The sequence below is a fragment of the Streptomyces sp. NPDC017095 genome (genome assembly GCF_044332325.1).
Classification (GTDB): Bacteria; Actinomycetota; Actinomycetes; order Streptomycetales; family Streptomycetaceae; genus Streptomyces.
Map to the genome: position 1 here is coordinate 539542 of NZ_JBIROU010000003.1, position 14607 is coordinate 554148.

Annotated in this window: 11 protein-coding genes, 2 tRNA genes and 1 pseudogene; 6 read left to right on the forward strand and 8 right to left on the reverse strand. The window is 71.5% G+C overall.

Annotated features, from left to right (window positions below; all coding sequences use genetic code 11):
* Positions 1–97 precede the first annotated feature (97 nt).
* Both ACH4OA_RS08570 and ACH4OA_RS08575 read right to left on the reverse strand, forming a co-directional pair.
* The gene (locus tag ACH4OA_RS08570; RefSeq protein ID WP_397968252.1) at positions 98–4846 is read right to left on the reverse strand and encodes a PAS domain-containing protein; all 4749 of its coding nucleotides are present in this window, start codon (positions 4844–4846) and stop codon (positions 98–100) included.
* A gap of 247 nt (positions 4847–5093) precedes the next feature.
* Complete coding sequence (locus ACH4OA_RS08575) at positions 5094–5564, reverse strand: SSI family serine proteinase inhibitor (protein ID WP_397968254.1); 471 nt, start codon at positions 5562–5564, stop codon at positions 5094–5096.
* Between the two features lie 166 nt (positions 5565–5730).
* Here ACH4OA_RS08575 and ACH4OA_RS08580 point away from each other — a divergent pair.
* Both ACH4OA_RS08580 and ACH4OA_RS08585 read left to right on the forward strand, forming a co-directional pair.
* Positions 5731–5821: transfer RNA gene (locus ACH4OA_RS08580), tRNA-Ser, on the forward strand.
* A gap of 200 nt (positions 5822–6021) precedes the next feature.
* Positions 6022–6094: transfer RNA gene (locus ACH4OA_RS08585), tRNA-Arg, on the forward strand.
* Between the two features lie 86 nt (positions 6095–6180).
* Here ACH4OA_RS08585 and ACH4OA_RS08590 read toward each other — a convergent pair.
* Positions 6181–7032, reverse strand: a complete 852-nt coding sequence (locus ACH4OA_RS08590) for a DUF5753 domain-containing protein (RefSeq protein ID WP_397968256.1) — start codon at positions 7030–7032, stop codon at positions 6181–6183.
* 12 nt (positions 7033–7044) lie between these two features.
* Positions 7045–7797 carry a DUF6879 family protein gene (locus ACH4OA_RS08595; RefSeq protein WP_397968258.1) on the reverse strand — a complete coding sequence of 251 codons (753 nt, stop codon included), beginning with the start codon at positions 7795–7797 and terminating at the stop codon, positions 7045–7047.
* A 175-nt stretch (positions 7798–7972) separates the two neighbouring features.
* Here ACH4OA_RS08595 and ACH4OA_RS08600 point away from each other — a divergent pair, with 175 nt between their 5' ends.
* The 4 genes from ACH4OA_RS08600 to ACH4OA_RS08615 all read left to right on the forward strand — a co-directional run bounded on the left by ACH4OA_RS08600 (position 7973) and on the right by ACH4OA_RS08615 (position 9940).
* Entirely contained in the window at positions 7973–8173 is a 201-nt protein-coding gene (locus ACH4OA_RS08600) for a hypothetical protein (protein WP_397968261.1), read from the forward strand.
* Positions 8174–8375: 202 nt separating this feature from the next.
* Positions 8376–8597, forward strand: coding sequence for a hypothetical protein (locus tag ACH4OA_RS08605; protein WP_397936671.1), 222 nt, complete (start codon positions 8376–8378; stop codon positions 8595–8597).
* Positions 8598–8711: 114 nt separating this feature from the next.
* A complete protein-coding gene (locus tag ACH4OA_RS08610) occupies positions 8712–9212 on the forward strand; it encodes a hypothetical protein (protein ID WP_397936673.1) in 501 nt (166 codons plus the stop codon).
* Between the two features lie 71 nt (positions 9213–9283).
* Positions 9284–9940, forward strand: coding sequence for a class I SAM-dependent methyltransferase (locus ACH4OA_RS08615; protein ID WP_397936675.1), 657 nt, complete (start codon positions 9284–9286; stop codon positions 9938–9940).
* 1017 nt (positions 9941–10957) lie between these two features.
* Here ACH4OA_RS08615 and ACH4OA_RS08620 read toward each other — a convergent pair.
* The 4 genes and pseudogenes from ACH4OA_RS08620 to ACH4OA_RS08635 all read right to left on the reverse strand — a co-directional run bounded on the left by ACH4OA_RS08620 (position 10958) and on the right by ACH4OA_RS08635 (position 14479).
* Complete coding sequence (locus ACH4OA_RS08620; protein WP_397968369.1) at positions 10958–11176, reverse strand: hypothetical protein; 219 nt, start codon at positions 11174–11176, stop codon at positions 10958–10960.
* A 51-nt stretch (positions 11177–11227) separates the two neighbouring features.
* Positions 11228–11588 (reverse strand): annotated as a pseudogene (gene ssb, locus ACH4OA_RS08625) (single-stranded DNA-binding protein); the annotation flags it as partial.
* 353 nt (positions 11589–11941) lie between these two features.
* Complete coding sequence (locus tag ACH4OA_RS08630; RefSeq protein WP_397968263.1) at positions 11942–13072, reverse strand: catalase family protein; 1131 nt, start codon at positions 13070–13072, stop codon at positions 11942–11944.
* Positions 13073–13126: 54 nt separating this feature from the next.
* Positions 13127–14479 (reverse strand): Dyp-type peroxidase, encoded by a 1353-nt coding sequence (locus ACH4OA_RS08635; protein ID WP_397968265.1) that lies wholly within the window; start codon positions 14477–14479, stop codon positions 13127–13129.
* Positions 14480–14607 lie beyond the last annotated feature (128 nt).

A 14607-nucleotide genomic window follows, 5' to 3' on the forward strand; every position in this document is an offset into this window, starting at 1 on the left:
ATCCGGCCGGACCCGGCCGGAGACGCCCTGATCCGGCCGGACCCGGACGGAGAGGCCCTGACCCGGACGGAGAGGCCCTGATCCGGCCCCGGAGCCCCTAGTTGGTGCCGATCCGGGCCAGCAGGTCCACGATCCGGCTCTGCACCTCGGTGCTGGTGGACCGCTCGGCGAGGAACAGCACGGTCTCGCCCGAGGCCAGCCGGGGCAGCTCCACCTGATCGACGGCGGCGGTGTAGACGACCAGCGGAGTGCGGTTGAGCTGACCGTTCGCCCGCAGCCAGTCCACGATCCCGGCCCGTCGGCGGTGCACCTGCATCAGGTCCATCACCACCAGGTTCGGCCGGAACTGTCCCGCCAGCGCCACCGCGTCGTTGTCGCTCGCGGCCCGCGCCACCTGCATCCCGCGTCGCTCCAGCGTCGAGGTCAGCGCCAGCGCGATCTCCGCGTGCTCCTCGATGAGCAGTACCCGCGGCGGATGCTGCTCGCTGTCCCGCGGGGCCAGCGCCTTCAGCAGGACGGCCGGATCGGCGCCGTACGCCGCCTCGCGCGACGCCTGGCCGAGCCCGGCCGTCACCAGCACCGGCACCTCGGCGGCCACCGCGGCCTGGCGCAGCGACTGCAGAGCCGTCCGGGTGATGGGCCCGGTCAGCGGGTCCACGAACAGCGCGGCGGGGAAGGCCGCGATCTGCGCGTCGACCTCCTCGCGCGAGTGCACGATGACCGGCCGGTAGCCACGGTCGCTGAGCGCCTGCTGGGTCGTCACGTCCGGCGCGGGCCACACCAGCAGCCGGCGCGGGTTGTCCAGCGGCTCCGGGGGCAGCTCGTCGTCCAGCGGCTGCGGGCGCGGGGTGTCGGCCACCTCCACGGCCCCGCCGGGACCGTCCAGCGGCTCCGGCCCCTCGGCGGCGTCGGGCTCCGGGGCGCCTATGGCGTACGACCGCCCGACCCCCTCGGTGCCCGGCACCGGCCGGGCCGGCCCGCCGAGCGGCACCTGCGGCCCGGGCGCCTGCCCGGCCGGCGCGGACTGCGGCGGTACGGCGCTCTGCCCGGCGAGCGGGGACTGCGGTACGGCCTGCTGCCCGCCGGGCGCCGGGTGCGCGGGCGCCGGTTCGGACGCCGGGTGCGGCCGGGCCCCCTGGTCCGGGCGGCCGGCCGGGTCGGGCGGCGTGCCCAGCTTGCGCCGGCGGCCGGAACCGCCGGGCGCGTGCGGCGGCGGCGTCGGCTGCTGCACCTGGGCCGCCTGCCGGGCGAACGGCACGCCCTGCCCGAGCGTGCGGACGGAGATCGCCCGTCCCTGGGTGGAGTCGGGATCGACCGGCCCGCCGCCCAGGGCCTCGGCGGGCAGGGGCTGCGCGGCACGCTGCGGCCGGACACCGGGGGTGCCGGCGGGCGGAGTGGGCGCGGCGGGCGCCGGGGGTACGGCGGCTCCCGGGGCGAGCGGGGCGCCCGGTGCCGGGGCGGCGGGCGCCGCGGTGCCGGGCGCGGGGGTGTGCGGCGCCGTCGTAACAGGAGCCGTACCGGGAGCAGGCGTGCCGTGCGCCGGCGTGCCGGGGGCTGCCGTCGCGGGGGCGGCCGGGATGCCCGCCCCGCCGGTGTCACCGGTACCCGGCCACTGGTGCGGGACACCGGCCGTGGGGCCGCCGGCGGGCGGCACCGGAACCTGACCGGCCGCCCCGCTACCGGGTGCCGTCTCGGCGGGAAGCGGGAGCGGACCGGGGGCCGCCACCGGGGTGCCGGCGGGCGGGACACCCGGTCGCGCGGCGGGCGTGGGCTGCGGCGCCTGCCCGGGAGCGGGCTGCGCGGCGGTCCCCTGGGCGGGCGGTGCCGTCGGTGCCGTCGGCTGTCCGCCGGGCGCCACGGAGCCGGCCTGGGCCGGAACGCCCTGTCCGGGAGCGGGCGGTACGGCCGTCCCCTGCGGGGCCTGGCCGGGCACGGTGCCCGGTGCCGTCGCCTGGGATGCCTCGGGCGGCTGGGCCACGGCCCGGCGCCGGCGGCCGGTCGGCGCACTGGTGGGATGCGGCTGCGGCGGGGTGTGGTCCTCGCCCTGGTCGAGCGGTACGGCGTCGTGCCGGCCCTCGACGGACACCGGCATCCGCGCGGGCATCCGCACCTGACCGGGCAGCGGCCCGGCACCCGGCGCCACCGGCCCGGCCGTACCGGCACCCGGAGCCACCGCGTCCGTACCAGCGTCGGCACCGGCACCGGAAGGAGCCGGTACGCCCGTGCCCGGAGCCGTGCTCGTGCCCGGAGCCGTGCCCGTCGTCGGGACCGTGCTCGTCGCCGGGGTCTCGCCGCCGGGGGTCCGGTCGGCCTCGGCCGGGGGCAGGGCGAACACCGTACGCGGGCCGCTCGCCTCCTGTGCCGCGGCTCGCTCCGCGGCGGCGGCCAGCGCACGCCGGCGCCGTCCGGTCGGCTGCGCGCCCTCGGCGGCCACCGCCTCACCGCCCTGCGCCGGAACCGCCTGACCCTCCTGCGCGGGAACGGCCCGCGCGCTCCTGAGCGCCTGCGCACCCGGAAGCGACTGTGCGCCCGAAAGTCCCTGCGCGCCCGGAAGCCCCTGCGTACCCTGCGCGCCCGGTGCCGGTGCGCCGCCTGCCGCGGGCAGGGCCGGCGGCAGGGCGGCCTGCGGGGCGTCGGTGTCCCGGCGGGCGCGCCGGCCCGTGGGCGCGGGCATGCCCTGCGGGGGCACGGTGCCGCCGAGCCCCGTGTTCGACGCGGCGGCCCCCGCGCCCTGCTCGGCCGCGGTCACCACGGCGCCCTCGGTCACACCCGCACCGGAACCCGCGGGACCACCGTCGGCGGGCCGGGCACGGCGCCGTCCGGTGCCGCCGGACGCTTCCTCCGCGCCCTCGGCCAGGACCGCGTCGTTCTCCTCGACGGGCGCGGCGGCCCGCCGCCTGCGCCGCCCGGTGGGCGTGGGCGCCTCGAACTCGCCGGTGTCGCCCGCGTCCGTCTCCAGGAAGGCGTCCGTGGAGCCCCGCCGGGCCCGCCGCCGGCCGCCCCCGACGCCCTGTCCGTCCGTGCCGGCGTCCTCCGCGCCGGACTCACCACTGTTCGGCCGCGCGCCGGCCGCGGCGGCCGGGGGCAGTGCGCCGGCCGTCGTGTCCGGGAGCCGTGCGGTGCCCGCGGCAGCTCCGCCCCGGGGGGCCGCCGCGTCCTGCGGGGCCCGCGCGGCGACCGCGCCCGCCCCGCCGCCGAGCGGCACTTCGAGGACGTACGCGCTGCCGCTCATGCCCGGCACCTCGTGTGTCTGGAGCACCCCGCCGTGGGCGCGCACGATCCCGCGCACGATCGGCTCGTGCACCGGGTCTCCGCCGGCGTACGGCCCGCGCACCTCGATCCGGGTCACCTCACCGCGCTGGGCGGCGGCGATCACGACGGTGTTGTCCAGGTAACCGCCCGCCGACACGGGCGTGTTGCCGGTGGCGTCGACGCCGGCCACGTCCGCCACCAGGTGCGCGAGCGCGACGGCGAGCCGCCGCGGGTCGACCTCGGCCTCGATGGGCGGCGCGTGCACGGCGAACTGCACCCGGCCCGGCCCGATCAGCTCCACGGCCCCGTCCACACCGGCGGCGACGACGGCGTCCAGCATCACCTTCGTACGGGTGATGTCCTCGCTGCCCGCGTCCAGCCGCTGGTAGCCGAGGACGTTGTCGATGAGGGTGGTGATCCGCGAGTACCCGGCGGACAGGTGGTGCAGCACCTGGTTCGCCTCGGGCCACAGCTGACCGGCGTCGTCCGCCGCCAGCGCGGACAGCTCGTGCCGCAGCTCGTCCAGCGGCCCGCGCAGCGACTGCCCGAGCAGGGTCAGCAACTGCTCGTGCCGCCCGGCGAGCGCCTCGTAGCGGTCCTTCTCCCGCTCGGCGAGCGCGGCGTAGCGCTCCTCGCCGGCCGCCAGCTCCTCCGCGTGCTCCTCGCGCAGTTCCTCGATCTCGGCGACATGCCGCTGGCGCAGGGCGGTCAGGTCGGAGGCGTGCTCTTCGGCGAGCCGCTCCAGCTCCTCGGCGTGCGCCTGCTCCAGCGCGGCCTTCTCCTCCGCCAGGGCGTCGTACGGCCGCCGGTCGGTGAAGGTCATCACGGCGCCGACGAGCTGGTCCCCGTCGCGCACCGGCGCGGTGGTCAGATCGACCGGCACCCTGCGGTCGCCCTTGGACCACAGCGCCTGCCCGCGCACCCGGTGCTTGCGCCCGGAGCGCAGGGTGTCGGCGAGCGGCGACTCCTCGTACGGGAACGGCGTGCCGTCGGCGCGGGAGTGCAGCACCAGGGCGTGCAGCTCCTTGCCGCCCAGCTCGCCGGCCCGGTATCCCAGTATCTGGGCGGCGGCCGGGTTGACGAGCACGATCCGCCCGTCCGTGTCGGTGCCTACGACGCCTTCCGAGGCCGCCCGCAGGATCATCTCGGTCTGCCGCTGCGAGCGGGCCAGCTCCGCCTCGGTGTCGACGGTCCCGGACAGGTCCCGGACCACGATCATCAGCAGCTCGTCGCCGGTGTAGCCGTAGGCGTCGTACGCCTGCTGCCCGTTCTCCAGGTTCGCGCTGGTGACCTCGACCGGGAACTCCGTCCCGTCGGTCCGCCGCGCGACCATCCGGGCCGGCTTGGTGCGGCCGCGGGGGTCCATGTGGTCGGGCCGCCGCATGGAGCCGGGGATCAGCCGGGAGTCGAACTGCGGCAGCAGATCGAGCAGCCCGCGCCCCACGAGAGCCGTGCCGGGCGTCTCGAACGCCTCCAGCGCGATGGTGTTGGCGTTGACGACGGTTCCGTTGGCGTTGACCAGGACCAACGCGTCCGGCAGCGCGTCGAGTATGGCTGCGAGGCGAGCAGCGCCTCGGGATGGCCTGCTGCTCACGAGACGCCTTCCTCCCTGTTACCGCACCTTGCCGACCGCTCGGGCCATCTTGCCAAGGGGCCCGCGACGTGTCACGCGAGGGAGTCTAAGGGCACGGGTCGCCGTAGCGGCGCCGGATGACCGGGAGGTCCCACGGGGAAGTGACGGGGAACGTGTGACCGAGGCCCCGGCTCCGCACCACCTCCCCGGGACCTGCACGGAACCGGTGCGTCCGTCCAGACGCCCAGGTCATCCGCTGTCACCACGGTCAGGCGGAGGCGCCGGGACGGGGCAGCAGGGGCACCATCCGGTCCCAGCGGGCCGTCTGGCAGCCGTCCCTGCGGTCGTACGAAGCGTCAACCGGGCGCCCGGCCCAGGTACCCGTGACACGGGCGGTGGCCGGGCCGCCGTAGAGCAGGGTGCAGGTGGTGCCCTCGGGCACCGGCGCATAGGGGTCGCGGCCCCAGCGGGTGTTCTCGTCGAGCACCCGGCAGGCCCCGGCGGCGTCCGGGTGCCGGCCGGCGCCGGGGTGGCAGTACACCTCGTACGTCCCATCCCGTCCCTCCCCGGCGTGCCGGACCACCACGGTGAGGTGATCGCGCTGGTCCTCGGACCGGACGGGCGGCGGCAGGGCGGCACCCGCGACGGCGGGGACGGCGGTGAGCGGGACGAGGGAGGCGGCGGCGGCACAGGCAGCGGCGAGGAGGCGGCGCGCGGGCGCCGGCAGTACGGAGACCATGCGCTGTCCAACGCCGGAGCCGCCGAGACGTTGCGCCGCCCCGCCGGGGAAGCCCTTTGCCCTGCGGCCCGCCTGCCTAGTACCGTAGGGGGCGATTGGTGACAGGGCGCTCGCCTGTGTCATCATCTGCACGCACCGATCGCGCGCTCGCGTGAACGGTTGTGCTGGAGGCGTCGCCTAGTCCGGTCTATGGCGCCGCACTGCTAATGCGGTTTGGGTCTTAAAGCCCATCGAGGGTTCAAATCCCTCCGCCTCCGCTCCACCGAAGCCCCGGTCCCCAGGACCGGGGCTTCGTCGTTCCCCGCCCACGCGGCTCCCTAGCCCGCTGTCGACGTTTCCGCAGGTCACAAGGGGTATGCGGGGCGGATTTCACATGACGGCGGCAGTCATGTAATGTTCTTCCTGTCGCCGCGAGCGGGCCGAAAGGGCCGGGAGCGGAGGCAAAACAAAAGAACAAGCACTCGTAGCTTAACGGATAGAGCATCTGACTACGGATCAGAAGGTTGCAGGTTCGAATCCTGCCGAGTGCACACAGGCAAGAGGCCCCGGATCACTCCGGGGCCTCTTGCGTTGGCGTCTCACTGAATCTCACGCGTCACCGTCCATGAAATCGGGTTCAGTGCGAGCGCAACGTCCGTCGTACTGCGCTGATGAGGTTCTGAGCGTCAACGCCGTACACGGCGGACTCCCGGAGCGTGTGCCAGACCCGCAGGTAGGTGGCCACGCTCCCGGCGTCGTCCAGCCACAGTTCCGCATGCCAGTCCTCTGCGATCACGAGCCTGTCGTCCAAGATCCAGAAACCGTTGGCTGCCGGGATCTTGAGCGAGGCGCCGAGCGGGATGATCCCCAGTTCTACGGTGTCCATGCCGATGATGCCCGCGAGTCGGTCGAGTTGGCTGGCGAGGACGGACGGGGGACAGACCAGGGCATGAAGGGCCGCCTCCCACACCAGGGCGTGGAACTTCCGGCCTGCCTCGTACAACCACTCCTGGCGCCGCATGCGGGCGCGGACGGCAGCATCTGTGTCGCGGACCGAGCCCAGAAGGTCCGCGTACCGCAGGAAGATGTGCCGTGCGTAGTCGGCCGTCTGCAGCATGCCAGGGATGACAGACTCCTCCCAGGCGTAGATGGCCTGGGACCGCCCGACTTCAAGGTTCCAACTGTCCTGCACGGGCCTGTGCCCGGCGGCCAGTTGCCGGCGCCAGGAGCGGATGTGGGACTCGAAGCCCTTGAGCCGGGCTTCCAGTTCACCGAAGACCTCCGGCTGGCCGACACCTCCGGCCCAGGCCCGCAGGTCCTCGCTGGTGGCGGTCTGCTGGCTGTTTTCCAGCTTGTAGATCTTGGAGTGGGGCCAGCCGAGTCGTTGTGCCAGCTGCGTGCCGGTGAGCCGTCCTCCCGGGGCCGACAGCCGGAGTTCCCTCAAGCGCAGCCCGAGGGCCTCCCTGGCCTGCTGGAAGTCTGTGCTCACTGGTTCCGCTCGCTAGCGGTCGGCGCCGAGGAGCGCCGCGAACTCGTCGTACCGGACTGACCCGTGCACCGCGGCGTCACGGACCTGGCAGTACCGCAAGACCTCGGCAGGCTCCGTGATGATCTCGACGTCGTGGAAGGCGTCCTCGTCATTGAAGCGCAGCACGGCCACCAGCCGACTATCGAAGATCCAGAAGTCCTCCGCGGGCAGCCGGAGCCGTTCCGCGTTCTCGCGCCACAGGTTCCGCACGTCCTCACCCGTCGCCGCGTTGCACTTCGCATAGTCGAGTAGGAACAACTGTCCCTCGGTCGGCGGGTTGTCGACGACGCGCACCCGTCCGACGTACTTGCCGCCGGCCGTCTGCTGGCGGATGTTCGCGCACCACCCGCTGTCGAGATCGCACGGGGCCGTGCCGGTGGAGAGGAACTCCGCGTACCCAGGATCCTCCCGGTCTGATGCGTAGCCCCGCCGTGTCTCCAGGTGCCAAGCCGAGTGCTCGAAAGTTTCAAAGAGCCGCCCGAACTCCTCCAGGTCGATCAGCTTGGGCACGCGGGTGACCTCCTTGGGCCCGTGCTTGACGAGGAGTTCACGCGGCACGATCACTGCGGCATCTCCGGGGCCGAAGTGCTGAAGCTGGGCGATGTCCTCGGGGTCGGTGAGCGGCGTTCCTTGAATGATGATTTCACCGGAGTCGAGATCCTCGTGAACGGCGGGGCAGCCACCGTTCTTGCTGTCGGTGCCGTTGAAGCGCAGTCGTCGTGCCACGGTTGCCTCCCATGGTGTGGGGCCCTGTCGCCATCAGCTTCACCGGCGCTGATGCGCCCGCACCACAGCGTGCACCCCCTCGCGTGAGACCACACGAGAACATTCAGTCAGACTGAGAGAACATTCGAGAACATCGCATCGCAACCAGTAACTCCCCGTCCTTACCGTCCTGTCCATGGCCACAGCACGCGACGATGTCGATCCCTTCGCAGCCATAGAGTCCCTACGAGCGGCTCTCGATCAGGCACGCATCGTGCTGCCATCGCTCGGAGTCGATGCCGGCTCGCCCGCTCTTAAGCTCGTGGAACTGGGGCGTGTACGCGCCGACGTGGCCATGCGACTGGCAGAGGCGCTCCGACACGGCGGCGACGAGTGAGCGGCGAGGGTGGGCCCGGCGAGGACGGTGGTCTCCCGCCTCGGATGACCTTGCGGGTCTACACCGTGGACCGCCAAGGTCGCGTCACGAGCGACTCCGGCATCCACGGCTTCGAGGGCGCCGAAGCCGAGACGGCCACAAGCCTTGGGCAGGAGTTCCCTCCCTGTGCGTGCCCTCACCACCGGGCCATGAGGGCAGTGCGATGAGCGCCCCCACCACCGACACCGCCTCGTGGTCCCCGGAGTGTGCTCTCGCTCTCCGCCCCGGTTACGAGGACCTGCACGCACAGTGCCGCCAGACAGAGGACGTTCCTCTGCCCTACGCCACCGGCCTCCTGCTCGTGCACCGCTGTACCTGCCTGTGCCACGCCTACAACCGCCAGGGCACCACCCGAGTCGCCCGTTCCAGCCAGATCACCCAGTAGCTCTCGCTGGGACGGGATCCGCAAGGCGACCGCACCGCGCGTCAAGGCCTGGACAGGCTGAGACGGGGCGGGCTCGAACCGGTACGGCACGACCTGTGTCCGAAGGAGTAGCCCATGACCGTCACTCTCGACCGACCTACGAGCACCCGCACACGGGACCCGAAGGAACTCCTCAACGCCGTCCAGCCCCACATCAAGCACCTGACGATCAACGTCCTGGACAGCGGCATGACCCTCTGGGACCGTGAGGTCGCCCTGCTGCTGCGTGACCACACGATGGTCCGCGACATGGTCGAGCGCATCCTCGGCAACGCCGTCATGTACACCATCGGCTGCATGGAGCACCCCGAGGTCCACCTGGGCGTCGGCAAGCTCGTCGACATCGGCGTTCACCAGCTCATCCTCGACACACCGGTGTGGTGGGCCCTGTGCGACGTGTACAACGGGGGCAGCTACAAGCACCACGCCCCGTTCATCGAGCGCCGCCGTGACGGTCTGTGCCTGCGCACGGCGGACTTCCTGAAGTCCATCGGCTTCGGCGTCGACGAGGAGCTGTGGGCGATCGACGGCACGGACTGCTCGCCGTGCGACAACAAGGTCCCCGACAGCCACTGAACAGCCCTACTCTGGCCCCTGTCCTCGGTCCCCCGGAGGTCAGGGGCCAGCCCTGGTGAAGAGGAACCGCCTTGCCCGCACAACACGACATCGCCGCCGAGACGGAGCTGTGGGACACCTTCGCCGCGTCCGCCTTCAAGGACGACGCGGAGCCCAGCTTCTGCTGGACCCAGTACGCCGGTCACGGACCGGGTCCGGAACTACTCGGCGACCCGCGTTCCGTTCTGGAGATCGGCTGCGGCACCGGCCGCGCCCTCGCCCACCTCGCTCAGCACGGCATCACGGCTCGGGGCGTGGACCTGTCTCCCGTCATGGTCAAGAAGATCACCACGAAGTGGGCCAGCACTGGCGCCGAGTTCGTGTGCTCCGAGGTCCTGGAGTACCTGGGCGAGCACGAGGACACGTACGACGCCGTCTACTCGATCTTCGGAGCCGCCTGGTTCACTGACCCGAGCCACCTCTTCCCCCTTGTCCGTCAGCGGCTCAACTCCGGCGGCGCCTTCGTCTTCTCACAGCCTCCCGCCATCCCCGGCGCTTACGGGCCCCAGGGCATGTACAAGGGAGGCTTCGCCGGCAAGGCGATGTTCACCTACCGCTACAGCTACCGCCCGGCCGTGTGGGAGCGCCTGCTGACCCGGGCCGGGTTCCTCACTGCCGATGCCCAGGTACTCGATGCCCCGCGCCCTGGTCACATCGGAACGCTCCTTGTTCGCGCAGTCGCACCGTGACCCACTGTGTACATGCAGCTCAGTCTTCGCCGGATCGGGCTCCACTTGTTGCCCACGGGTACGCTCCCGGACATGCCAGAGGGCCGTCCTCCTAGGCCGTTATGGATGCTCGTGTACTCGGGTCCTTTCCCGGCTTCGAGATGTACCACATGTTCATGGTGACCGAGGCGGGTGCTGAGATGGCCGCGCGGCTGCGCCAGGGCCTTCCCCTGCCGTAGCGGTACCGGCCTCGCAACGTGCGTCGACCCAGGCAGATCCGAGCAGACGCGGTCCCATGGCGCCGAGATTGTTCCTACAGTGGCGCCCTCCACCTGGACGTCATGGACCACGCCGGCTTCACGGCGTGGGGGTCAACGGCGAACGGGCTGGGAGCTGGGAAAAGTGGTGGGTTGCTGAAGGGACGCACAGGCGTGCAACCCCGGGAACAACCCACCACCAGGTCGATCAGTGGTGGTGATGCCACCAGTAGAGCGCGAAGGTTGCAACCCCGCTCAAGCTGGCTTTCACGCCAGCCCGCACGAGCTCATCCGCGGCAGAGCTCAGAAGGCGGCGGAAGTGGCGTTGCGCTTGCCGTTCTGCGATGCGGGTACGTATGCCGTCCCGCCTACGGGCGGGTGGGTGGTCGTGTAGGTGGGGCGATGACAGACCCTGCACCTACACTTTCTGGTGCTGGAGATGTCGACCTCCTTCGGTTGGCGTCTCTGACGGTGTTGGCGGCCTCCTGCGTAGGACCAGGGGGCCGCCGCCGTTTCCGGAGGAGGCCATGGACCTGCGTTAGGACCAGGAGGGCCCCGCCGTTTCCGGAGGGGGCCGTGGCCGCGTGGACCATTCTGACGCACGACACTGGCAGCAGGTGCGGCCCCAGAACACCTCAATGCAGCTCCAGACGCGCATCGTTGACTGGCCGTCACTCACGGGTCCTGGCCAGCAGCGGGTGGAGTTGGTCACCGAGACCGACCTTTCGAACGCTGCATGTCGGTGTAGCCCTCGACGTATGCGACGCCGGATGCCTGCAGGTCAGGTCGATTCGCATGCATGTTTCACGTGAAACAGCGGAGCTCTTGAAGGGAGGTTGTTCCCGCCGTAGTCGAACTTGACGCGGATGGCCGCGCCTCGCTGTAGCTGTACGTGGTGGAAGATGGCGTACGCAAGGAACTTGTCGCCCTTGTAGTCGACCTTCACGTTCTTCTTGATGTGCATGCCGAACTCGGCGAACAAATCGATCTTGCGCAGCACGTCGTTCACCTTGTACTGCACGTCGCCCATCTCGTCGTGGCACTCGCGGTACTTGGCCGTAGCCTTACGCAGGCCGACGCCGACTCCCCGACGTCCAGCTCCTGGACCGTGCGCTTGACGCCCTCACGGCCCTCGTAGGACCGCCGCTTCAGTCGGCCCTGCACGATGACATGCATGCCTCGCTGGAGCGACTCGGCGACGTTCTCCGCCGCCTGGCGCCAGACCGGGCGCAGGTGAGGAAGAGGTTCTCGCCATCCTTCCACTCGTTGGTCTGGCGGTCGAAGGTGCGGAGAGTGAACGCGACGCGGAGCTTCGCGACCGCCGCACCGGACGGGGTGAAGCGCAGCTCTGGCTCCTCGACAAGATTGCCGATGACCGTGATGACGTTCTGGCTTGCCGCTTCGGGCTGCAACGGCGCTGGCCTGTCTCTTCCCTGTGGCGGGCGTGGCCAAGGGTGCGCCACGTTCGCCCACCACCTGCACTACCTTCCGGGCGGGTTCGCGGACGAGGGAACCCCCGAACGCCTCACTGGCGATCAGGGCCTCTTGTCGACTCACGTGCGTCTCAGACACGTCTCACGGACGGGCTGAGAAAGGACGGCCGGACGGCGACGCGTAGGGCTCCCCTGGCCTTCCACGTGGACCACATGGAAGGCCAGGAACCCCTTCATTGCACTACGGATCAGAAGGTTGCAGGTTCGAATCCTGCCGAGTGCACACAGACGAGAGGCCCCGGATCACTCCGGGGCCTCTTGCGTTTTCCCTGTCATCCGGGTGGGGCGAATACCTCGTCGGCGCTTCGGGGCTCCGTGCGCGGTTGCCGGTTGAGCTTGTGGCGTTGGATGGAGGACTGGCGGTAGACCTCTTTGCGGGCCCGCATGATGTTGCCGAGGGGGGCGTGCTCGGCGGTGACCCGCCAGGGGGTGAAGGACAGCGAGTCCATCCGGTCCAGGTTCTCCGGGCCGGAGATGTCCTGCCGCGGGAGCCGCAGTCTGGCCACGGTGACGGGTGGCGAGAGCCGTTCGGGCCACTCCACGGTGGTGTCCTCCACCGGCATGCGCGCCAGGTCCGTGCAGAGCTGGACCTGGATGTCGAAGGCGTAGGGCCGCTCGCGCAGTTCGGCCTCCAGGGCCGGCCGGAAGACTTCCGGTGCGGAGGCCGGGTCGATGTCGCGCCGGACCACCGCCGCCGCGCACTGCGGGTCGGGGGTGATGCGCACCTTGGCGATGTAGTCGCCGTGCCTGACCGCGCCCATGGTCCAGTAGCTCGACAGCAGGACGTTGAGGGGCTTGGTCCTGGACAGGCGCAGGAAGGCCAGGAACTCGTCCCACGCCCAGTCGTCCCGGTCCAGCGTTCCCTTTCCGGTCACGAACTCGGTGAAGAAGCGGTGCGCGCCGGGCCGGCCCTGGGAGAAGTAGGCCGGCGCGTCCAGGAACAGTTCCTGGATGAACAGGTAGTGCTCGACCGTGTTGCAGAAGAAGACCGGCCCGTTGATGTTGGCGTAGTCGAAGGTGCCCGTGTCGGGTTCGTCGTCCAGCAGGGTCGGACCGGGGACGCCGAACAGCTTCAGCGCCAGTCCGGTGGCGGCGCCCAGCCGTGCGTCGGCCCCGGCGTGCGGCGAGCCGTTGGAGAAGCGGATGAGCGCCTCGTGGGTCCGCGGCGTGGCGTAGATGCCCTGGGCGTACTCGGGGGGCAGCCCGCCGAGGATCTCCACCTCTGCGCGGATCAGGCCGTAGCCCTTGGCGTGGGCGTCGCGCAGGGCCTGGCCGGTGCCGCCGGCCTCGACGGAATCGGTGATGTAGTTCTCGGTCTTCTCGATCACCGTCTGCACATGCCGGTCGAAGTCGGGGTCGTCGTCCTCGACGTCGGGCGTGTAGCGGACGAACTGTGCTGCCATGGCTTCGACCTCTTCGTCAGAGCGTGCTCGGACCTCGGGAGGGTGGGGATGGCCTCAGTCCTCCCATGCGGCGAGCCAGCGCAGGGCACGCAGACCCGGTACGAAGCAGTACTCGCCGCCGCGCGTGACCACGAAGCTGGGCAGGTTGCGCAGGCGGCGCCGGACGGGCTTCTCCGGGATGGTGGCGCTGCCGGTCCCGTCGTGGTGTCCGGCCACCGGGTCCTTCTCCCCGGGGTAGCCGATGAAGTTGCCGTCGTTGACCCACTCGGCCTTGATGAACTCGAACTGCCGCTCCAGGTGGGCGCCGATGAACACGCCCACCAGGCCGCGGTCGGCGCCGTCGTCCTCCAGTACGCCCTCGGGCAGCGGCGGGCCGTAGGTGGTGCCGCGGCGGATGAGCCGGTGCATCCGCGCGTCGCCGACGATGGTGGCGTCCCGGGGGTTGTTGCGGCGGATGTGCGCTCCGGCGGGGCACCGCAGGCCGCGGTCGTCGTTCTCCCGGTACATGAAGTTGTTGACGCGCTGCGGATCGGCCGCCAGCTCCGGGTCGTCGCGCTCCGGTGCCAGCGCCAGTGGCGCCCCGCTCGGCCAGCGCCCGACCATCTTCGCCGCCAGCAGTTCCTCCTCCTCGGCACCGGAGCTGTTGGCGCGCAGGTACCGGCGCCAGGCCGCCACGTCGGTGCGGATCTTGCGGACGGCCACGTAGGTGCCGTTGCGCCCCAGCACGTCGGGGCTGGGCATGGGCGGCAGGTTCCCGGTCTCGTCGGGGTAGCCGAGGATGAACTCACCGGCCTTGATGGGCGCTTCCTGCGGGTTGGAGCCGGGCAGTCCGACGCCCTCGATGTTCGGATGGCTGATGCCGTCGCGGAACCCGAAGGTGGTGCGTCCGGTCGGGAGCTGGTGGACGTCCTGCTGCCAGATCACCTCGACGCCCGGGGTCTCCCGGTAGGCGGTCCGGGCCCGTTCCAGTTCCGCCTCCAGCTTCCCGCTGTCGGAGGACAGGGCGCTCAGCGCGATGTGGACGTCGCCCGTCCCGAAGGGCTTCTCCCAGTGGTCCGGCGCGTTCTCGCCCACGTCGCCGATCAGTTCCGCCCGGGCGGCCATGCCCTCGCGGAACGCCCGCGGGAAGCTGTCCAACGACTCCTGGGGCAGCCCCAGGGCCACCAGCCCCTGGTAGGTGAGCGCCACGGCCACCCAGGCGTCCTGGCTCGGGTCCACGCTCGGCAGGCCGCCCGAGGTCAACGGGAGCAGCCGCCGCAGCAGGGCGCGTCCGGCGTGGCGGTCGTCGACGCGCAGGAAGATGAACTTCCCCTCGTACGGCACGGGCCGCGGGCGCAGCGCCCCGCTCTGGACGTCCTCGATCTCGATGTGCACGCTGGCGGCGCTGTTCGTTGCCGTCGTGTTCATGATCGCTCGTGCCTCCGCATCGGGCCTCTGTCCGGGCCGGCCTGCGGCGGTCGCTCCGTACCCGCCGGCAGGGTCCGCCGACGTGGCGCCGGCTCCGAGGCCCGCGAGCCCGGCGTGATCCACACGAG